The sequence below is a fragment of the Sphingosinicella humi genome, from assembly GCF_003129465.1.
Lineage (GTDB): Bacteria > Pseudomonadota > Alphaproteobacteria > Sphingomonadales > Sphingomonadaceae > Allosphingosinicella > Allosphingosinicella humi.
Map to the genome: position 1 here is coordinate 1,325,693 of NZ_QFFF01000001.1, position 19,794 is coordinate 1,345,486.

Genomic DNA, 19,794 nt, shown 5'->3' on the forward strand with positions numbered 1-19,794 from the left:
GGATGCGGGCTCTCGCGCTGCTGCTCGCGCTGCCTCTGTCGCTCGGCGCCGCCGAGCCGCTGCTGGTGCCCGACGTGTCGCAGCGGGAAATCCAGATCCAATATTCCTTCACCGGCGCTGAGCTGCTGCTGTTCGGCGCGATCATCTATCCCGGTGGCGTCGTGCCGGAGGATCCGGCGGACATCGCCGTCGTCGTGAAGGGGCCGACCCAGCCGATCATCGTGCGCGAGAAGCAGAAGGTTGCCGGCATCTGGATGAATGTCGAGAGCGAGCGCTTCCGCTCCGCGCCCTCCTTCTATGCCGTGGCTTCGTCGAGCCCCTTGTCGGAGCTGGTCGACGAGCGAATAGCCGCCATCTACGAGCTCGGCCTCGAATATATCCAGCTCTCCCCCGGGGCGGGGGCCACGCCCGAGGAGCAGCAGCGCTTCGAGGACGGGCTGGTCGATCTGATGCGGCGTCAGCAGCTCTATTACGAGAAGCCCGACGGGGTCGAGATCACCGGCGGCGTCCTCTACCGTGCCCGCATCAATATCCCCGCGCGCGTTCCGGTCGGCACCTACACCGCCGAGACTTTCCTCATACAGGATGGGCGCGTGATGGCGGCGGCGGTGCGCGAGATCGAGATAGAGAAGCTCGGCTTCGAGCGGTTCGTCGCGGAGTCGGCGGAGGAATGGTCGCTCGCCTACGGGCTCGTCGCCGTGCTCGTCTCGCTCTTTCTCGGCTGGGTCGGCAGCGCGCTCTTCCGCCGCAAGTGACGACCGCGCGACGGCGCAAGGAAGTTCTTTACCCTTTCGGCATATCTCGTTGGCACGCCACCGAAAGCGCCACTGGAAGGGGCCCGGCCGAGAGATGACCGATATGATGAACTTTCATGACGTGCCCCGTGAAGACCAGCCGATGGCGATGACGAGGCCGGTGCCGGCGGCCGCTCCGGCGCCGACTGCCGGACGGCATGAAGCGATCGGCTCCGTCGTGGAGGTGACGGGTGGCGGCGCGCGCGCCCGGGTTATCGGACGACGGCTGCGCGAACTCGCGGCGGATGCCGATCCCAGCATCGCCATGTCCGGCCAGGTCGGCAGCCAGGTGAAGCTCGAATCGGGCGGCCGCTGGCTGGTCGCCAACGTCCGCACCCTTCGCGTGACGGACGAGGAGGGGGATGTCGTCGTCGCCGACATCGATTTCCTCGGCGAGGGCGACCAGGACCCTGCAACCGGCCGGATCGTCAACTTCAAGCGCGGCATTACCGGCTATCCGGTCCCCGGCGACCGCGTCTTCCCGGTGTCGGGAAGCGACCTCAAGCAGATGTTCTCGGCCGACGAGCGGCCGCATATCGAGATCGGCACCGTCTATCCGACCAAGGACGTGCGCGGCTCGCTCTATATCGACGCGCTGCTCGGCAAGCATTTCGCCCTGTTGGGCTCGACCGGCACCGGTAAGTCAACTTCGGCCGCGCTCATCATGCACCGTATCTGCGACATGGCGCCCGAAGGCCATATCGTCATGATCGATCCCCACGGCGAATATTCGGCGGCGTTCAAGGGCCATGGCGAGCTGTTCAACGTCGACAATCTGGCCATGCCCTACTGGCTGATGAACTTCGAGGAACATTGCGAGGTGATCATCACCTCGACCGGAGCCGACCGGCAGCGCGACAGTGACATCCTGGCCAAATGCCTGTTGCTCGCGCGCTCCAAGAACCGCGCCGCGGAGGGCATCACCAAGCTCACGGTCGATTCGCCCATTCCCTACACGCTGTCGGACCTCACAACCGCCATCACCAACGAGATGGGGCTCTTGAACAAGGCGACCGACACCGCGCCTTACATGCGGCTCAAGACCAAGATCGACGAGCTCAAGGCCGATCCGCGCTACAGCTTCATGTTTTCGGGCATGCTCGTCGCCGACAGCATGGGCGCCTTCATCTCCAAGATCTTCCGCCTGCCGGCCAAGGGCAAGCCGATCTCCATCGTCGATGTCTCGGGCGTTCCCTCGGACATCGTCTCGGTCGTGGTGGCCGTGCTGTCGCGGCTGGTGTTCGATTACGCCATCTGGTCGCGCAACGAGCTGCAGCGGCCCGTCCTCCTGGTCTGCGAAGAGGCGCACCGCTACGTCCCCGCCGACAAGACTTCGAGCGGCCAGGCGGTGCGCAAGATCCTCGAGCGGATTGCCAAGGAAGGCCGTAAATATGGCGTGTCGCTGGGCCTCATCACGCAGCGGCCGTCCGATCTGGCCGAGGGCGTGCTCTCGCAGTGCGGCACGATCATCGCCATGCGCCTCAACAACGATCGCGACCAGGCCTTCGTGAAAAGCGCCATGCCGGAAGGCGCGCGCGGCTTCCTCGACGTCATTCCGGCGCTCCGCAACCGCGAGTGCATCGTCTGCGGCGAGGGTGTGTCGATTCCAATCCGCGTCGCCTTCGACGATCTGGAGCGCGATCGCCGTCCCGCCTCGTCCGACCCGGCCTTCTCGGAGCTCTGGAAGCAGAGCGGCGACGAGGAGACGATGGTCGCCCGCGTCGTCAAGCGCTGGCGCGCGCAGGGGCGTTAGGCGCCCCGAGACTACCGTCTATTCCCAGTCTGAAGCCCGAGGCCGCCAGGCCGCGTCGTCAGGCGATGTCCGGCTTCTTGCCGGCGTCGGCGACGGCCGTCGCTTCCGCCTTGCTGCCGGCGACGGGCACGGATTGCAGGCGGCGCAGCTGGCTGCGGAAATTGGCGAGGTCCCGTCCGCTGAGCTGGGCCCGGCTGGTGAACTTCACCGAGGCGGGATTGACGGGGACGCCGTTGCGATAAAGCTCGTAATGGAGGTGCGGCCCGGTCGACAGGCCGGTCGATCCGACATAGCCGATCACCTCGCCCTGTTTGACGCGCTCGCCCGATTTCACCGCGATCCGGCTCATATGCGAATAGGAGGTCGCGATGCCGCCATCATGCTTGATGCGGACCTGTTTGCCATAGCCGCCGCTGCGGCCGGCGAAGCTGACCCGCCCATCCGTCGCCGCCAGGATCGGCGTGCCATGGCCGGCGCGGAAGTCCATGCCCTTGTGCATGCGGGTATAGCCGAGGATCGGATGGCGGCGCTTGCCGAAATTGGAGGTCACGCGCCCCGGAACGGGGCGCTGCAGCATGCCGCTCGACTTGCCGACACCAGAGGCTTCGAACCATTGGGTCCGGCCGCCATGGTCCCACTGCATTAGCTCGATATCCTTGCCCCGCGATCGCTCGAGCGCGGCGTAGAGGAGCTTGCCCGTCTCGGTTTCGCCGGTGGCGGCGCGGCGATGCTCGATAATGATGTCGAACTCGTCGTCGGCACCGATGCTGCCGATGCTGACCTGGGTGGCGATGGCGCGGAGATAGGCCTCGATCGCCTTGGCCGGCGCGCCGGCGGCGCGGGCGGCGCGGTAGAGGCTGGAGCCGACCTTGCCCTGGATGCGCAGCGGCGTGTCGTCGACGGCGATCGGAATGCGCTTCAGCGCCAGCGCGCCGTTCATGCGTTCGACCCCCAGCTCCAGGTCGAAGCGGGCGCGGAAGGTGAGCGCCTCGAGCGGACGCGCCACCGTCTTGTTCGGGCGGCGGCCAAGCGTGATGTCGATCGTCGTTCCGGGCTTGATCTCATCGAGTGTAATGGCCGCCGCCACCATTTCGGCGACCGCTTCGGCCTCCGCACCGGCGACGCCGGCGCGTTCAAGCACGCGGGCAAGGCCGTCGCCGCGGCCGAGGGTTGCGAGCAGGTCGATGCGCGGCCGCTCGGGCGTATCGGTGAGCGGCTCGACGGCGTCGGTCGGCGCCATCCGGCGGCCGGTATCGGCACCGAGCGCGAGCGGCGCGATGGCGAGGGTGCGGGCCTCCTCCCAATGGGCGTCGGGCATTGGGGCAGGGGTGGCGCCGTGCAGCGGCTCGATGCCGGGTGCGAAGGACCAGGCGGCGTATGAAAGCGCGGCGCAGGTGCCGAGGCCGCGCAGCCATTCGCGCGAGCCGATGCGGACGCCGAGGTCGGTGACGAGATCGAGCTCCTCGATCCGGGCGCGCAGATCCTGGAGCCGGTCGCCCAAGCCGGGCGCGGTGGGCGAGCGGACGATCGAACGGTCGAGGCTGAGAGTCGCCGCTCCGCCGCCCTGTCCGGCACCCATGTCGTTGAACTGATACAATTCGGATGCCCCCGCGGCCCCGGAAAATTCAAACCCCGCGGCGCCTTAGCGCCAGGGCCCAGGGACTGTGGGGAAACAGGGTTAAAGTAAAGTAAAGTGAATCCGTGCAGGCCGCGCCTTGCGATGAACCGCGCCGCGGCGTCGACGAGTCGTGTCGGTCGACCCGACATTGCCAAGCGGCGCTCGTGCCCCAATCTAATGGACATGAGCGATTTCGCCCGGGCGCCGCTGGCGGCCATCTTGGGGCCGACCAACACCGGCAAGACGCATCTGGCGGTCGAGCGGATGTGCGCCCATTCGAGCGGGATGATCGGCTTCCCGCTGCGGCTCCTGGCTCGGGAAGTCTACGACCGCGTCGTGAAGATCAAGGGCGAGAGCCAGGTTGCCCTCATCACCGGCGAAGAGAAAATCCTGCCGAAGGACGCCCGCTGGTTCCTCTGCACGGCGGAATCGATGCCGATGGAGCGGGACTTCGCCTTCGTCGCGCTCGACGAGGCCCAACTCGGCGCCGATCCCGAGCGCGGTCATGTGTTCACCGATCGCATGCTCCACGCGCGGGGGCGAGAGGAGACGATGATCCTCGGCTCGGAGAGCCTGAAGCCGATGATCCGCGCCCTGCTGTCCGAGGCCGAGATCATCGGCCGACCGCGCTTCTCGACGCTCTCCTATGCCGGTCCTGCCAAACTGTCCCGCCTTCCGCCGCGCTCCGCCGTCGTCGCCTTCTCGGCCGAGCAGGTCTATGCCGTGGCCGAGATGCTGCGCCGGATGCGCGGCGGCGCGGCGGTGGTGATGGGCGCGCTCTCGCCCCGCACCCGCAACGCGCAGGTGGCGATGTACCAGGCGGGCGAGGTCGATTATCTGGTCGCGACCGACGCGATCGGCATGGGGCTCAACATGGATGTGAGCCACGTCGCCTTTGCAGGTCTCTCCAAGTTCGACGGGCGCCGCCGCCGCCGGTTGACCCCCGCCGAAATGGCCCAGATCGCCGGCCGCGCCGGCCGTCACCAGCGCGACGGCACCTTCGGCGCTCTGACCCTGGAAGGCGAGCATGGCGCGGAGTTTCGCCCGGAGGAGATCGAAGCCATCGAGGAGCATCGCTTCACGCCGCTCGATCATCTCTTCTGGCGGGAGGGCGATCCCGACTTCCGCAGCCTCGATGCCCTCATCCGGTCGCTCGAGCGCCGCCCGGGCGACCAGCAACTCTGGGCCGCGCCCGAGGCGATCGACCTCGCCGTGCTGAAACGTCTCGCCGAGGACCCGGACGTGCGGCGTCGCGCGGCCGGTCCGGATCGGGTGCGCCGCCTCTGGGCCGCTTGCGGTCTCCCCGATTTCCGCAAGACGGGCGCGGACCATCACGCCCGGCTGGTGGCGCGGCTCTACGGCGATCTAAGCGAGGGCGACGGCCGCATCCCTACCGGCTGGTTTGCCGAGCAGGTGGCGCGGCTCGACAATGTCCAGGGTGACATCGACACACTCGCCGATCGGATCGCAGGGGTGCGCACCTGGGCCTATATCGCCCACCGTGCCGACTGGCTGCACGATCCCGCCAACCTGGCCGAACGCACCCGCGAGGTCGAGGAGAAGCTCTCCGACGCGCTGCACGAGCGGCTCACCCAGCGCTTCGTCGACCGGCGCACTGCCGTCCTTATGCGCGACATCGGCGGCAAGAATGCCGGCGAGTTCCCGGTGATGATCGACGAGGAGGGGGAGGTCAGCGTCGGCAGCTATGCGATCGGGCGCCTCACCGGATTCGACTTTCAGGTCGATCCCGCCGCCCGCCACGCCGACCGCAAGATGCTGCTCGCCACCGCGGAGCGGCGCCTCGGCGGCGAATATGAAAAGCGCGCCGGCGCGCTGGTCGCCGACAGTGACGATCATTTCTCACTCCGCACCGAGGCGGGGGAGCCGGTCGCCATCCTTTGGCGCGGCCATGAGGTGGCGCGGCTCGGCCCCGGCAAGAACCTCCTCAGCCCGCGCGTGCTCCTCGACAAGAAGATCGAGCGGGTGTCGGATCGGAGCCGCGAGGCCGTCATCGAAAGGCTGAAGACCTGGGTGAAGGCGCGGGTCGAGCAATCGCTGAGGCCGCTCCGCGCCGCGGGACTGGCGGCGCGCGATCCGGGGACGCCGCCGGCGGTCCGCTCGGTGCTCGCCATGCTGGTCGACGAAGGCGGGATCGTCGCCCGCGCCGCCGTCGCCGAGCCGGTGGCGAGCCTGGAGCGGGAGCAGCGAAGGGTCCTGTCCCGCCTGAAGGTACGGATCGGCGCTCTCGATCTTTTCATGCCCGACATGCTGAAGCCGGAGGCGATGCGCTGGCGCACGGCGCTTCGCACGGCGGCGGCGGGGGAGCCGATGCCCGCTTTGCCGCCGCCCGGCAGCGTCGTCCTACCCACGCCGGACGACGGATCGCGCCCGCTGGTCACGCGGCTCGGTTTTCGGCCACTCGGCCCACAGATGCTACGTGTCGATCTCGTCGAGCGGCTGGCGCGCCACGCCCATGAAGCCCGGAACGGCAAGCAGGCGAGCGCCGTCGACGAAACCCTCGTCACCTCGCTGGGGCTTCAGCCGCCGGCCATTGCTCGGCTGATGCGCGACTTGGGCTTCCGGCCGGCAAAGAACGCGCAGGGCTGGACCTGGAAGGGCCGGGGCAGGCCGAGGCCGGAGCGAAAGGTTCATCCCGGCCACGCCTTCGCCGCGCTGGCGGAGCTTCGCCGCAATGGCTGAGGCGGACAGCTTGCGGCTCGACAAGTTCCTCTGGTTCGCCCGGATTGTGAAGACGCGCGGTCAAGCCCAGGCGATGGCGGAGCAGGGACGGATCCGAATGGCCGGGCGTGTCATCGATCGCGCCCACGCCCTGGTGCGGGTCGGCGACGTGCTGAGCTTCGCCCAGCGCGGCGCCGTGCGGGTGATCAGGATCGACATGCTGCCCGTGCGACGCGGCCCGCCGGCCGAGGCTCGGGCGCTCTATGTTGAGTTGCCTGCCGAGCAGCCTTCCGACGTCGGGGTTGAATAGCCTTAATCCAGTTCGATGCTCGACAGTATCTGGAGGGCTCGGCCGGCATCCAGGCGGCTTCTTTGCGCTCGTCCTGCGCGTGATCATTGACGAGCGCCGCGGAGCGAGACTAGGGACTTGACGTCTCAGGAGAAGCTTGTCCCATGACCTATGTCGTCACCGATGCCTGCATCCGCTGCAAATATATGGATTGCGTGGAAGTCTGTCCGGTGGACTGCTTCTACGAGGGCGAGAACATGCTGGTGATCAATCCCAGCGAATGCATCGATTGCGGCGTGTGCGAGCCCGAATGCCCGGCCGAGGCGATCCTGCCCGACACCGAGTCCGGCCTCGAGAAGTGGCTGGAGCTGAACGCCACCTATTCCGCCGAATGGCCCAACATCACCCGCAAGAAGGACAGTCCGCCCGACGCCGACGAACATAAGGGCGAGGAAGGCAAGTTCGAAAAATATTTCTCGGCCGATCCGGGCGAGGGCGACTGACCAGCCAAGGCAATACCGTAATACCCGCATAAACGGCGGATTCTGGCCGATTTCCGATGAAAGGCGCCCTCGCGGCCCTAGCATTTCGGACCCATTGCTGTTATATGACGTTTATCGAAGCGGGTGCCCGCTTGCATCCGTACGAGACGATTCTGAAAATTGTCGCTGCATGACGCGACTTGGGCTGTGTCTGATGGGGCCGATGCGGCTGGGCGGGTTTTGCGGCTCTCTCCACGGGAAGGTGTGATTCATGGCAACGAAGGCGTTGAACTTCGACGTTGGCGATTATGTCGTTTACCCCAAGCACGGCGTCGGCCGCGTCGTCGAACTGCAGAGCACCGATATCGCCGGCATGCAGCTGGAACTTTACGTCCTGCGCTTTGAGAAGGAGCGGATGACGCTCCGCGTTCCGACCAACAAGGCGGAGAGCGTCGGCATGCGCAAGCTGTCGTCCGACAAGACGCTGAGGGACGCGCTGGAGACGCTGAAGGGCAAGCCGAAGGTGAAGCGCACCATGTGGTCGCGCCGCGCCCAGGAATATGAGGCGAAGATCAATTCCGGCGACCTCATCTCGATCGCCGAGGTGACCCGCGACCTCTTCCGCGCCGACGACCAGCCCGAGCAGAGCTATTCGGAGCGGCAGATTTTCGAGGCCGCCTCCAGCCGCCTCGCCCGCGAGCTGGCGGCGATGGAGCAGGTCGACGAGCCGACCGCACTCGAGAAGATCCTCGACATCCTCAACAAGGCCGCGGCTATCTACAACAAGGAAAAGGTCGCGGAGAAATAAGCTTCGCAGGTCTTGAAACTTTTGAAAGGGCGGTCCGGAAACGGGCCGCCCTTTTCATGTTGCGGGAGGCGGACCGACAGTGTATTGCAACAGCAACACAGTAGGAGGATCGCCATGCGCGGCTTTTATGTTCTTTTGCCCGCCCTCGCCGTCGCCGCCTGCGGCTTCGGCGCCGACGCCCAGGAGGGGGAGTCGAGCGAGTATGACGGCCGGATCGTCCAGCGCGCCTATGATGTCGGCGGCTTCGACTCCGTTTCCCTTGGTGGCCATCACAATGTGGTGGTGACGGTCGGGCCCGCCGCATCGGTTCGCGCCGAAGGACCAGCCTCGGAAATCGACCGGCTCAAGATCGAAGTCGAGGATGGCGATCTCCACATCGGCACGAAAAAGGACCGCAAATGGTTCGGCTCCACGCACAGCCGACGACCGGTCACCGTCCATGTGACGACGCCGACCCTCGCCGCCGCCGCCATCGGGGGCTCCGGCGACATGCGCATCGACGCAGTCGAAGGGAGCCGCTTCTCCGCTTCCATCGGCGGATCGGGCGACATGAACATCGCCTCGCTACGCGTCGACTCGGCCGACTTCTCGATCGCCGGCTCGGGCGGCATCCATGCCGCCGGCACCGCCGGCCGCACCAATGTGTCGATCGCCGGATCAGGCGACATCGACCTCGCCAAGCTGGAGAGCAGGCGCGCCGACGTGTCGATCGTGGGCTCGGGTGACGTCAGTGCTCGGGCGATGGAAAGCGCCGACGTGTCGATCATGGGCTCGGGTGACGTGGTGATCAGTGGCACGGCCCGCTGCTCCGTCAATAAGATGGGTTCCGGCGACGTCCGCTGCGGCGGCTGAGGCTGTCCTCCGGCGTTTGCGAGCAAGCGAGGCGATCCGGAAATGCGCCGGAAGTTGGATTGCCTCGCCCTCCACTCCTCGCGCATCGGGCCCGCTAGCGTTACCGCGCGTTAACCATTTCCCCGGCATGGTCCGTCCATGACCAGGATCATGCTCGCCGTCCTCGCTCTCGCCCTGTGCGTGCCGGCTCATGCCGCCGAGCGGCGCTACACCGTCACCGACTTCGACCGCATCCGGGTCGAAGGTCCCTTCATCGTGACAATGGTGACCGGCAAGCCGCCGTCCGCCGTCGCCTCCGGTAGCAGCCAGGCGCTGGATCGCGTGTCGATCGACGTCGAGGGCCGAACCCTCCGCATCTCCCCCAACCGCTCCGCCTGGGGTGGCTATCCGGGGGAAAGCCCCGGCCCCACCGAGATCGCGATCTCCGGCCATGAGCTGCGCGCCGCCACGGTCAACGGGTCGGGCCGGCTCGTCATAGACGAGGTCGACGCCATGCGTTTCGATGTCGCCGTGACGGGAAGCGGGGCTCTCTCCGTCGGCGGCGTCAAGGCAGACAAGCTGTTCGTCAGCCTGCTCGGCTCAGGCCGCATTTTTCTGGCCGGGAAGGCGGAAAGCGTCACCGCGGCGATCAGCGGCAGCGGCGACTTCGACGCCGCCGGGCTCACCGCCGAGCAGGCCGAAATCACCGCCGATACGGCGGGCGCCATCGCCGTCACCGTGAGCGAGACCGCCGAAGTGACCGCCACCGGCTCCGGCGACACCACCATTCGTGGGTCGCCCTCATGCAAGGTCAAGTCGCGCGGGGTCGGCGCCGTCGCCTGCGGCAACTGACGGCTAGATCAGCGCCAGCGAAGACAATTCGACGACCAGCCGCGGCGGCAGGGCCGCCAGGCCGTCGCCCTCGCTGGCGAGATCGGCGGGCGCATCGTCATTGGCGAGATAGCGCCAGCCTTGATGGGCTCGCTTCGGCCGGGCCTGAACCGGAACGAGCGCCGGGTCGAGCCGGATGATCGTCCGCCGCTCCTCGCCCTCGGCGAAGCCAAGGATGGTCTGCCGGGCGGCGATCCGATGCTTGATGATCCAGTAGAGCGATCCCCCAACCAACTCGTCCGCCCGCTTCGGCCGGAAACGAGTGGTCAACGGCACGATGCCGTCGGCGATCCGCCCCGCCTGCCTTTTCTTCAGCGCCTCGAAGCTGGCACAGGCGACGGCGACCTTGCTGATATGGAGCGTGCCCATGACGCCGATTTGAGGTCCCGCCAGATGAGGGTCAAGGCGACAATTTCAAGAATTGTTGGAGTTGTGATAACGTAACATGCGGATGAACAAAACAGGGGGTTCGTCACATGAGGAATTCGTCCAAAGCCGCCTTCGCGCTTCTTGTTGCGGCGTCACCTTTGACCGTCTCGAGCGCCACGTTGCCGCCGCTGGATCAGGCGGCGCTCCAGCTTCCCTCTCAAACACCGGAAGACCGGGTATCCGACCCCATCACAGTGACGGGCACAAAGGTGACGAAGGAAGTGGCCCACAGCTTCGTTCGCGAAGTCGCCGTGGAAGCGGCCTATGGCCAGCTGGCGCGCTGGAACGGTCCGATCTGTCTCCGCGTCCAAGGTCTGAAGCCGGAGTATAGCGCCTACATCAAAGGCACGATTATCGCGTTCGCTAATGAAGTGAGAGCGGAAGTCGCAAGGCCGGGCTGCAAGATCAATCTGGTGGTGGCGTTCGAATCCGACCCGGCCGATTTCATTACGGTCCTCAACCAGACCCGCTCCGACCTCTTCGATTCTATGAGCCATCACGACCTCGAGCGCATGACGGCGAGCACCGAGGCAGTCCGCACCTGGAGCCGCGTCGCGACGAAGCCCGCTGACGGCGCCGGCGAGAGCACTCTGGCCGATTCAGGCGTCGCCGATCTACGCCTCGGGGGGCTCGTCACCGGCCGCGCCTATCGGAAGTATACTAACAGCACCATTGAGCAATCGACGCGCCAAGATCTCTATGCGAGCTTCATCACCATCGATCTGGACCAGATCGAAGGCAAGACGATGCAGCAGCTGTCCGCTTATGTTGCGATGCTTGCCCTAGCGCAGGTTGATGTCGCCAACCCTATCGTGGCAGCTCCCACCATCCTCAACCTATTCCACAGCCCCGAAACGGCGCCATCGGACTTCACCGATTGGGACATCGCCTATGTCCGCTCGCTTTACGACAGCAACAATAGGCTGAAGGCCAACATGCAGCAAGGCACGATGGCGAATCTGGTGCGGCGCGAACTCGCGGATGCCGCAAAGGATTAGAGCCTAGCCGGCCAGTCCGCTGGCGACGGCGAGGCCGAGGAAGGCGAGGAAGCCCATCGAATCGGTGATCATGGTCACGAACACCGATGAGGCGACCGCCGGATCCTGTTTGAGGCGTTCGAGGAGGACCGGCACGGCGACCCCCGCCAGGCCCGCTATGGCGATGTTGATCAGCATGGCGGCGGCGATGACCGCGCCGAGCGCCGGGTTGGAGAAGACCAGGCCGGCGCCGAAGCCGATCAGCACCGCGATGGTGGCGCCGTTCAGCAGCGCCAGCCGGATCTCGCGCCCGATGGTGCGCCAGGTGTTGGAGCGGGTGAGCTGGTTCATGGCGAGCGCGCGCACCGCCACGGCCATCGTCTGCGTGCCCGCATTGCCGCCGATCGAGGCGACGATCGGCATCAGCACGGCGAGCGCCACCATCTCCTCGATCGCCGCGCCGAACAGGGCGATGATGAAGGAGGCGACCAGTGCCGTCCCAAGATTGGCGATCAACCAGCGCACGCGCGCGCGATAGCTGTCGCGGATCGGCTCGTTGATGTCGCCTTCGCCGGCACCGGAGAGGAGCAGCACGTCTTCTCCCGCTTCTTCCTGGATGATGTGGACGACGTCGTCGACGGTGATCATGCCGACCAGCCGTCCCGCCTGGTCGACGACGGCGGCGGAGATCAGCGCATATTTCTGGAAGCGAAGCGCGACCTCTTCCTGGTCCATGTCGACCGGGATCAGCGTCTGCTCGCGCTGCATCAGGTCGGCCATGGCGATGTGGCGCGCTGTGCGCAGGATCCAGGAGAGCTGCACCGTCCCCACCGGGTGATGCTGCGGATCGACGACGAACACTTCCCAAAAGTCGGTGGCGAGGCCTTCCCCGGAGCGGAGATAGTCGATGACCTGGCCGACATTCCAATGCTCGGGCACCGCGATCAGATCGCGCTGCATCAGGCGGCCGGCGGATTCCTCCGGGAAGGTCAGCGCTTCCTCGATCGCGGCGCGGTCGTCAGGATCCAGCGCGCGAAGGACGGCGCGCTGGTCGTCCTCCTCCATGTCCTCGATGATGGCGACCGCGTCGTCGGTCTCGAGCTGGCCCGCGATGTCGGCGATCTCGTGCGGCTCGAGCGCGTCGATCAGCTCCTCGCGCACCCAGTCGTTCATTTCCGAGAAGACCTCGGCGTCGAGCAGGTCGGCGATGGCGGCGGCCAGGGCCTGCCGCTCGTCACGATCGACGATCTCAAACAGGTCGGCGATGTCGGCCGGGTGGAGCGGGTCGACCAACTCGCGCGCGCCGTCGGCATCGCCGGCCTGGACCCGCTCGAGCACGCGCCGGACGAAATCCGGCCGCAGCCGGTCGTCTTCGTCGAGCCGGTCCTCGGCCTCGTCGGGCGCGGGAGTGGCGGGCGTTTCGAGTTCGCTGTCGCTCATCGCCCTCTCCCTAAAGCCGGAAACCGTCACCGGTTCCTAGGCGCACGCGCCGCCGCTGTCGATATTTCCGGCGCGCCGGGGTGGCGTCCCCGCGCCCGCGCGCCTAAGTCGCCCTTCGAACCTTCTCAGGAGACGATCATGGCCGACCAGAACACCCTCGTGCTCACCCTCGACACCGGCAACGACCAGGGTGGCGACGTCATCATTCGTCTCCGCCCGGATCTAGCGCCCCAGCATGTTGAGCGCATCAAGGCCCTGGCCGAGGAGGAATTTTACGACGGCGTCGTCTTCCACCGCGTCATCGACGGCTTCATGGCCCAGGGCGGCGACCCCACCGGGACCGGCATGGGCGGCTCCGACAAGCCCGACCTTCCCGCCGAGTTCAGCCGCGAGCCGCATGTCCGCGGCGTCTGCTCCATGGCCCGCGCGCAGAACCCCAACAGCGCAAACAGCCAGTTCTTCATCTGCTTCGACGATGCCCGCTTCCTCGACGGTCAATATACCGTCTGGGGCGAGGTGACCGAGGGCATGGAGCATGTCGACGCCCTTCCCAAGGGCGAGCCGCCGGCCAGGCCTGGCCGCATCCTCAAGGCGCGGCTTCGTGACTGACGCGTCGGGCGCTCGGCGCCCGCGCCGCGGTCAATGCAGCACCGTGTCCGTGTCGACCAGATGCACATCGTGCATCTGGTCCAGATAGGCCTCCAGATACCCCTTGTGCGAGGCGCCGACGATGACCAGCGCGCGCATGCCCGGATTGAAGCCCAACATCTCGCGGATGTTCGCCGCCATGCGCAGGTTGCGGGTCTCCCAATAGCCGAGGTAGCGCCGCCCGAACCGCTGCGGTGAGGGTTCCTCCAGGGCGGCGCCGAAATCGCCTTCGAAGGCAAGCTGCGCTAGCACCGGCCTGTTATAGGCGCGGTACAGGACGAGGACTCCTTCGTCGGTCCCAATCTCATCCGCGAGGGCGTCGTCGAGGGCCTTTCGCTTGGCCACGGCCGGATTGTCCCAGGCGGCCATGATCGCCTTGCCATAGGCCTCCTTGTCGCTGACCGCCGCGTCGGCGGTGTGGTCGTCCATGGCGTAAACCCGCTCGTGCCCCAGCCGAGCCGCCAGCGGGGCAGCGATGAGCGTGTTTTCGTTACGTCGTCCCTCCAGCGTTTCGAGCCGTGCGACCAGAACGTCGTCGAGCCCGTTGCCGACCTGGCGTTCCGTCTCGGGCAGGCGCAGCCACTGGACGAGCGCCGAGGCCTGCTCGCCCCCCGCCAGGAAGACGGCCGCGAGCCGCCGGCGCTGGCTCGGCGTCGGCTCCTCGGGCCAGCTTGCCAGCAGCCGCTTGGCCTCCGCCGTCGCCGCCGGCACCTCGAGGCCAGTCGCCGCCCGCGCCGGGGCGGGGTCCCAGCAATAGTCTTCGACCGTATCGCGATAGCGCTCCGGATAGCGGCGCATGAAATCGCACTGCGGCCCGGACAGCGATTCGATCGCGATCGCCTGCGGCCCCCACGCCTCCAGCCGCTCAAGCAACCCGCCGAGACGGTCCGGATCGAAGCTTTCCGGAAAGCTCGACAGATGCGGCGTGCCGAGCACCATCACCATGTTGGGGGCGCCGGCGCGCGGTCCCTTGAGCGCGCCGGGATCGAAAGCCGGGCGATAGGTCTGGGCCGCGGCCGTCCCGAAAGCGAGAAAAGCGATCAAAAGGCCGCCGATCGTCGAGCGCAACATGTTTTCCCTTCTGGTCTGACTTACGGGTGGATTATTGATATAACACACTTGGTCGACAGTCCAGTGTCGTGCTCGCTGCCTTGATGCTGGCAAAGCTGTTTCGGCTGGGTGCGTCCGGCAGACGCCGCGACCGCATCCCTTGCCCTTGCAACAATCGGCATTCGGCCTAAAGCACGACTGACCAATGAAGGGGAGCCCGATGGCCGAGGCCTACAAAATCATTGACCATGATTATGACGTCGTCGTCGTTGGCGCCGGCGGCGCGGGGCTGCGTGCGACGATGGGCGCAGCCGAGCAGGGATTGAAGACTGCCAACATCACCAAGGTCTTCCCCACCCGTAGCCACACGGTGGCGGCGCAGGGCGGCATCGCGGCGTCGCTCGGCAACATGGGGCCGGACCATTGGACCTGGCACATGTACGACACCGTCAAGGGCTCCGACTGGCTCGGTGACCAGGACGCGATCGAATATCTCTGCCGCGAGGCGCCGGCCGCCGTTTACGAGCTGGAGCATGCCGGCGTCCCCTTCAGCCGCACCAACGAGGGCAAGATCTACCAGCGCCCGTTCGGCGGCATGATGCAGAATATGGGCGAAGGCCCGCCCGCGCAGCGTACCTGCGCCGCCGCCGACCGCACCGGCCACGCCATGCTCCACGCGCTCTACCAGCAGAGCCTGAAGTATGACGCCGACTTCTTCATCGAATATTTCGCGCTCGACCTGATCATGGAAGGCGGCGAGTGCCGGGGCGTGATGGCGCTCTGCATGGAGGACGGCACAATCCACCGTTTCCGGGCCCAAGCGGTCGTGCTGGCGACGGGTGGCTATGGCCGCACCTATTTCTCGGCGACCTCGGCCCATACCTGCACCGGCGACGGCGGCGGCATGGTGCTGCGCGCCGGCCTGGCCTTGCAGGACATGGAGTTCGTGCAGTTCCACCCGACCGGCATTTACGGCGCCGGCGTCCTCATCACCGAGGGCGCGCGCGGCGAGGGCGGCTATCTTACCAACTCCGAGGGCGAGCGCTTCATGGAGCGCTATGCCCCGTCCGCCAAGGATCTCGCCTCCCGGGACGTCGTTTCCCGCTCGATGGCGATGGAGATCCGCGAAGGGCGCGGCGTCGGCAAGGACAAGGACCATATCTACCTGCACCTCGACCATATCGATCCCAAGATCCTGGCCGAGCGGCTCCCGGGCATCACCGAGACCGGCAAGGTGTTTGCGGGTGTGGACCTCACCCGCCAGCCGCTGCCGGTGGTGCCGACCGTCCACTATAATATGGGCGGCATCCCGACCAACTATCATGGCGAGGTCGTGACCCTGAAGGACGGCAACCCGGACACCGTCGTGCCGGGCCTGTTCGCCGTCGGCGAGGCGGCCTGCGTGTCGGTGCACGGTGCAAACCGCCTCGGCTCCAACAGCCTCATCGACCTGGTCGTCTTCGGTCGCGCCGCGGGGCATCGCCTCGGCGAGGTGATCGACCGCGCCGCCAAGCCGCGGCCGCTGCCGAAGGGCTCGGAGGAGATGGCTCTGGCGCGCCTCGACCGCTACCGCCACGCCAAGGGCGGAAGCCCGACCGCCGAGGTGCGCCTCGACATGCAGAGGACGATGCAGGCCGATTGCGCCGTCTTCCGCACCGAGAAGACGCTGGCCGAGGGGATGACGAAGATCGACGAGGTGTATCAGCGCCTCGGCGACATCGAAGTCACCGACCGCAGCCTCATCTGGAACACCGACCTCATCGAGACCCTGGAGCTCGACAACATGCTCCCGCAGGCGGTCGTCACCATGCACTCGGCCGCCAACCGCAAGGAAAGCCGCGGCGCCCACATGCACGAGGACTATCCCGAGCGGAACGATGCCGAGTGGATGAAGCACACCATCACCTGGTTCGACCAGGGCAAGGTGCGCATCGACTACCGGCCGGTCCACGATTACACCCTCACGGACGACATCGCCTACATCAAGCCGAAGGCACGGGTCTATTGAACGCCGCTCCGCCGTCCCTCGGGCGGTGGATCGGTGAGGGCTCTGCCGGTAGGTCTGAGATCGGGCCTCGCCTTTCGTCGGCGAAGCGTGCATCATCGTCGACGAGTTGAGCAGAGGAGACGCACGTGGGACTGTTTTCAGCCGAACGTTCGCCGGGCGCCAAGCTTGCACTGACCATTCTCATCGGCCTGGTGCTGGCCATTCCCCTCTTCTCCGTATGGCTGCTGGTCTACGACCGCCAGTCTCAGTCGGAGACGGCGCGCGCGTCGATCGCAGAAGGCTGGGGCGGCCCGCAGCAGGTGGCAGGCCCCCTGCTGGTCATTCCCTATCGGGCGACGGTCACGGAAACGGTTACCGAGGGCGGACGCCCCGTCGTGCGGTCGAGGCAGGTCTGGCAGGAGCTGACCTTGTCGCCGGAGGTGGCGGACATCCAGACGGCCATTCGCCCGGAGCGGCGGCGGCGCTCGATCTACGAGGCCGTGGTCTACGAGGCGGCGATGAGCGGCAAGGCCCGCTTCGCCATGCCGGAGGATCTGTCGCGCTTCGGTGTGGCGGTGGCAGACATGGCGCTCGATCGGGCGGAGCTCCGCTTCGGCGTCAGCGATCCCCGCGGCCTCTTCGGCCAGCCGCCGCGCGTTTCGGTGGGTGGGCGACCGCTTCGTCTGCAGCCTGGCGGCGGAACGCCGGCGACGGGCGGCTCCGGCTTTTTCGCCTGGCTAGACGCCGCGCCGCTCACGGGTGCGCCTATCATCGTCGATTTCGCCTATGATTTCCGCGGCAACGGCTGGCTGAGCCTTGCGCCTCACGCCGGCGATACGCGCTGGCGGGTGACGTCGCCCTGGCCGCACCCCTCCTTCCAGGGCGGCTTCCTGCCGGTCGATCGAAGCGTCTCCGAGCAAGGCTTCACCGCGACCTATCAGGTCGGCAATCTCGCGCTCGGTCAATCGTTGGTGAGCACCGGGGCGCCGCGGGGCGACGAACCCGTGCCCCCGCGGCCGGCGATGGACGCCTATGCCGTCGCCGCCCCGGCGGGCGGCTACGAGGCGCGGATCGATCTCGTCCAGCCGGTCGACCTCTACTCCCGCGTCAACCGCGCCACCAAATACGGCTTCCTGTTCATCGGCTTCACCTTCCTGGCCTACCTTCTGTTCGACGTAATCGGTGGGGTCCGCGTGTCGGCTGTGGAGTATCTGCTGGTCGGGGCCGGCCTGGTTCTTTTCTTCGTGCTGCTGCTCGCCTTTGCCGAGGTGATCGGCTTCACGCCCGCTTATGTCGTGGCGAGCGCGGCCATCATCGGGCTCAACACGGCCTATTCGGCGGCGGTACTGAAGAGCTGGCGGCGAGCCTCGTTTATCGCCGGGCTGCTGCTGGCGCTCTACGTCGTCCTCTACGTCCTGCTCAGCCTCGAAGCCTTCTCGCTGCTGATCGGATCGCTGCTCCTCTTCGCGGCGCTGGCGGCGGTGATGTATCTCACCCGCAACCTCAACTGGGGAGCGCGGCAAACGCTTGAGGCATGAACAGTCAGCAGGCTTCGGCAAGCGGCGAAGCGCTGTGCTGGCCGGAGACGGCGGCGAGGGCCAGCTCGATGCGGTCCATGTCGGCCTCGAACGCGCGTTTGAGCGCCGCGTCAGACAAGGCCGCCCGCGCGACGATGTTGGGCATTGAGAGGCCGACCCGCAGGGTCGCGCCCCAGCGGCCGTCCGGCAGCTTCACGCACTTGACCGGCTGACCGAGCCGGATGTCGTGGGCGAGCAGGTCGCGGTGCCAGCGTTGGGCATCCTCGAACGTGGCGGGCTCGCCCAGGTGGGAAAGATCGAGGGTCGAAAGCGTGCGCATCTCGATCGGGTGGCTGTCGGCCTCCGCTCGGTCGCCTTGTGGATAGGGGGCGACGCGGCGAATGGGCAGCGGCCCGATCATGGCCTGGCGCACCGCGGCGTGGAAGGCGAGGACGACGCGCGTCACCTGTTCCAGCGAGAGGGCCTGGAACCGCTCCAGCTCGAAAATCGAGGCGTCCAGCCTCAGCGTCAGGCCGAGATTGGCGCCGTCGGGCAGCTGATCGACGCCGGGCCAGGCTTGCGGCCACTCGGCACGGCGGAAGATGGTGGCAAGCCCGGCAGGTAGAGGCGCCATCCCGGTCGCGAGCGCCGGCGGCACCAGTGCGAAGCCGCTGAACGGCGGACCGCCCATGAACTTGGATCCGGTGACGAAGACGATGGCGTCCCGGGCCAGGTAATCGGCAATCGCGGCCGAGGTGATCCGCGCCTGGCAGGCATCGACGACGAAGGTGATCCCGTCGCCATGGGCGGCGCGCAGGCGATCGATGTCGGCGAGGGACGGGAGGATCAGCCCGGTCTTGGAGCCGTGGACAATGTGGATGAGCGGGTGCCGACCGGCCGCGGCGGCGGCCGCGATGGCAGCTTCTATCGCGGCCGTGATCTCGGACGAAGGGCGGCCGTAGCCGCGCGCGTCGCGCACCGGTATGTCGATCAGGTCGACGTGGGTTTCGTCGAGGCCGGGCACGGTCTGGCCAACCTGAACCGCGACACCGAGCGCCGTCTCGTCGGCGAAATAGCGGCCGTGGGCCGAGTGGATGCAGCCGCTCCCGACCTCGTCGGCGCCCAGCAATATGTTGTGGGTTCCGCCCGCTCCCTTCCCCGCCACTGCGGCCAGTGCGACATATTCGAGATCGGTGCCGGAGGGCGCGAACACGATCTCCACGTCATTGCCCAGGGAATAGGCTTGGCGAATCCGATGCCTCAGCTGCTCCAGCTGCGCCGCATAAGCTTGGGGCGACAGCTTCCCGGCGGGCGCCAGCGCCTGCATCGTCGCCTCGACATGGGCGAAGGCCTCGGCCGAAATGTCGTTCGCGGTGGAGGACGCATAGGCGAGCACGTCGCTCGGCCGCGGCGCCGAATGGTAGCGGTTGAGACCCGTTTTCGGGTCCAGGTGAAGGCGCGCATCGCCGCCTTCCGTCATCGCTTTGGTGGCGGGCTTGTCTCTGTTCATCGGCGCGAACATAGGGCGGGCCTTGGCGGCGGTCCATCTCGGCATTATGAGGCCGGTCGTCGGCGCGGCGCTGCCTGCCGCAGCCGTCACC

Annotated in this window: 17 protein-coding genes; 12 read left to right on the top strand and 5 right to left on the bottom strand. The window is 67.0% G+C overall.

Annotated elements, in window-relative coordinates:
- Nucleotides 1-2 precede the first annotated feature (2 nt).
- Complete coding sequence (locus DF286_RS06535) at nt 3-755, top strand: TIGR02186 family protein (RefSeq protein ID WP_170303942.1); 753 nt, start codon at nt 3-5, stop codon at nt 753-755.
- A 94-nt stretch (nt 756-849) separates the two neighbouring features.
- Nucleotides 850-2,547, top strand: a complete 1,698-nt coding sequence (locus tag DF286_RS06540) for an ATP-binding protein (RefSeq protein ID WP_109270699.1) — start codon at nt 850-852, stop codon at nt 2,545-2,547.
- Between the two features lie 58 nt (nt 2,548-2,605).
- On the opposite strand, the gene DF286_RS06545 is transcribed toward DF286_RS06540, so the two are convergent.
- Complete coding sequence (locus DF286_RS06545) at nt 2,606-4,144, bottom strand: M23 family metallopeptidase (protein WP_109270700.1); 1,539 nt, start codon at nt 4,142-4,144, stop codon at nt 2,606-2,608.
- Nucleotides 4,145-4,348: 204 nt separating this feature from the next.
- On the opposite strand from DF286_RS06545, the gene DF286_RS06550 reads away from it, so the two are divergent.
- From DF286_RS06550 to DF286_RS06575, 6 genes are all read left to right on the top strand, one after another.
- Nucleotides 4,349-6,865 carry a helicase-related protein gene (locus tag DF286_RS06550; RefSeq protein ID WP_109272058.1) on the top strand — a complete coding sequence of 839 codons (2,517 nt, stop codon included), beginning with the start codon at nt 4,349-4,351 and terminating at the stop codon, nt 6,863-6,865.
- On the top strand, nt 6,858-7,154 hold the full coding sequence (locus DF286_RS06555; protein WP_109270701.1) for an RNA-binding S4 domain-containing protein: 297 nt from the start codon (nt 6,858-6,860) through the stop codon (nt 7,152-7,154). Before DF286_RS06550 ends, DF286_RS06555 begins: the two co-directional genes overlap by 8 nt.
- A gap of 143 nt (nt 7,155-7,297) precedes the next feature.
- Entirely contained in the window at nt 7,298-7,636 is a 339-nt protein-coding gene (fdxA, locus tag DF286_RS06560; RefSeq protein WP_109270702.1) for a ferredoxin FdxA, read from the top strand.
- A 250-nt stretch (nt 7,637-7,886) separates the two neighbouring features.
- Complete coding sequence (locus DF286_RS06565; protein WP_109270703.1) at nt 7,887-8,423, top strand: CarD family transcriptional regulator; 537 nt, start codon at nt 7,887-7,889, stop codon at nt 8,421-8,423.
- Nucleotides 8,424-8,537: 114 nt separating this feature from the next.
- Nucleotides 8,538-9,275, top strand: a complete 738-nt coding sequence (locus DF286_RS06570; protein WP_109270704.1) for a head GIN domain-containing protein — start codon at nt 8,538-8,540, stop codon at nt 9,273-9,275.
- 138 nt (nt 9,276-9,413) lie between these two features.
- Entirely contained in the window at nt 9,414-10,106 is a 693-nt protein-coding gene (locus tag DF286_RS06575; RefSeq protein WP_109270705.1) for a head GIN domain-containing protein, read from the top strand.
- A 3-nt stretch (nt 10,107-10,109) separates the two neighbouring features.
- On the opposite strand, the gene DF286_RS06580 is transcribed toward DF286_RS06575, so the two are convergent.
- The gene (locus tag DF286_RS06580) at nt 10,110-10,514 is read right to left on the bottom strand and encodes a DUF1489 family protein (RefSeq protein ID WP_109270706.1); all 405 of its coding nucleotides are present in this window, start codon (nt 10,512-10,514) and stop codon (nt 10,110-10,112) included.
- A gap of 107 nt (nt 10,515-10,621) precedes the next feature.
- Between DF286_RS06580 and DF286_RS06585 the strand changes: the two genes are divergently transcribed.
- A complete protein-coding gene (locus DF286_RS06585) occupies nt 10,622-11,572 on the top strand; it encodes a hypothetical protein (RefSeq protein WP_109270707.1) in 951 nt (316 codons plus the stop codon).
- A 3-nt stretch (nt 11,573-11,575) separates the two neighbouring features.
- Here DF286_RS06585 and mgtE read toward each other — a convergent pair whose 3' ends face one another.
- The gene (mgtE, locus tag DF286_RS06590) at nt 11,576-12,991 is read right to left on the bottom strand and encodes a magnesium transporter (RefSeq protein WP_109270708.1); all 1,416 of its coding nucleotides are present in this window, start codon (nt 12,989-12,991) and stop codon (nt 11,576-11,578) included.
- 138 nt (nt 12,992-13,129) lie between these two features.
- Between mgtE and DF286_RS06595 the strand changes: the two genes are divergently transcribed.
- The gene (locus tag DF286_RS06595) at nt 13,130-13,600 is read left to right on the top strand and encodes a peptidylprolyl isomerase (protein WP_109270709.1); all 471 of its coding nucleotides are present in this window, start codon (nt 13,130-13,132) and stop codon (nt 13,598-13,600) included.
- A gap of 30 nt (nt 13,601-13,630) precedes the next feature.
- Here the strand turns inward: DF286_RS06595 and DF286_RS06600 are convergent, their stop codons facing one another.
- Nucleotides 13,631-14,710, bottom strand: coding sequence for a DUF5694 domain-containing protein (locus tag DF286_RS06600; protein ID WP_109270710.1), 1,080 nt, complete (start codon nt 14,708-14,710; stop codon nt 13,631-13,633).
- A gap of 199 nt (nt 14,711-14,909) precedes the next feature.
- Between DF286_RS06600 and sdhA the strand changes: the two genes are divergently transcribed.
- Together sdhA and creD are read left to right on the top strand one after the other, a co-directional pair.
- On the top strand, nt 14,910-16,697 hold the full coding sequence (gene sdhA, locus DF286_RS06605) for a succinate dehydrogenase flavoprotein subunit (RefSeq protein ID WP_109270711.1): 1,788 nt from the start codon (nt 14,910-14,912) through the stop codon (nt 16,695-16,697).
- A 125-nt stretch (nt 16,698-16,822) separates the two neighbouring features.
- Nucleotides 16,823-18,214, top strand: coding sequence for a cell envelope integrity protein CreD (creD, locus tag DF286_RS06610; RefSeq protein WP_243444747.1), 1,392 nt, complete (start codon nt 16,823-16,825; stop codon nt 18,212-18,214).
- 4 nt (nt 18,215-18,218) lie between these two features.
- Here creD and DF286_RS06615 read toward each other — a convergent pair whose 3' ends face one another.
- Nucleotides 18,219-19,703: a PLP-dependent aminotransferase family protein gene (locus tag DF286_RS06615; protein ID WP_146193575.1), complete on the bottom strand. Its 1,485-nt coding sequence runs from the start codon at nt 19,701-19,703 to the stop codon at nt 18,219-18,221.
- Nucleotides 19,704-19,794: the final 91 nt, after the last annotated feature.

Coding starts and splice junctions, on each gene's coding strand:
- DF286_RS06535 (WP_170303942.1), top strand. CDS start 3: ATGCGGGCTCTCGCGCTGCTGCTCGCGCTGCCTCTGTCGCTCGGCGCC.
- DF286_RS06540 (WP_109270699.1), top strand. CDS start 850: ATGACCGATATGATGAACTTTCATGACGTGCCCCGTGAAGACCAGCCG.
- DF286_RS06550 (WP_109272058.1), top strand. CDS start 4,349: ATGAGCGATTTCGCCCGGGCGCCGCTGGCGGCCATCTTGGGGCCGACC.
- DF286_RS06555 (WP_109270701.1), top strand. CDS start 6,858: ATGGCTGAGGCGGACAGCTTGCGGCTCGACAAGTTCCTCTGGTTCGCC.
- fdxA (WP_109270702.1), top strand. CDS start 7,298: ATGACCTATGTCGTCACCGATGCCTGCATCCGCTGCAAATATATGGAT.
- DF286_RS06565 (WP_109270703.1), top strand. CDS start 7,887: ATGGCAACGAAGGCGTTGAACTTCGACGTTGGCGATTATGTCGTTTAC.
- DF286_RS06570 (WP_109270704.1), top strand. CDS start 8,538: ATGCGCGGCTTTTATGTTCTTTTGCCCGCCCTCGCCGTCGCCGCCTGC.
- DF286_RS06575 (WP_109270705.1), top strand. CDS start 9,414: ATGACCAGGATCATGCTCGCCGTCCTCGCTCTCGCCCTGTGCGTGCCG.
- DF286_RS06580 (WP_109270706.1), bottom strand. CDS start 10,514: ATGGGCACGCTCCATATCAGCAAGGTCGCCGTCGCCTGTGCCAGCTTC.
- DF286_RS06585 (WP_109270707.1), top strand. CDS start 10,622: ATGAGGAATTCGTCCAAAGCCGCCTTCGCGCTTCTTGTTGCGGCGTCA.
- mgtE (WP_109270708.1), bottom strand. CDS start 12,991: ATGAGCGACAGCGAACTCGAAACGCCCGCCACTCCCGCGCCCGACGAG.
- DF286_RS06595 (WP_109270709.1), top strand. CDS start 13,130: ATGGCCGACCAGAACACCCTCGTGCTCACCCTCGACACCGGCAACGAC.
- DF286_RS06600 (WP_109270710.1), bottom strand. CDS start 14,710: ATGTTGCGCTCGACGATCGGCGGCCTTTTGATCGCTTTTCTCGCTTTC.
- sdhA (WP_109270711.1), top strand. CDS start 14,910: ATGGCCGAGGCCTACAAAATCATTGACCATGATTATGACGTCGTCGTC.
- DF286_RS06615 (WP_146193575.1), bottom strand. CDS start 19,703: ATGAACAGAGACAAGCCCGCCACCAAAGCGATGACGGAAGGCGGCGAT.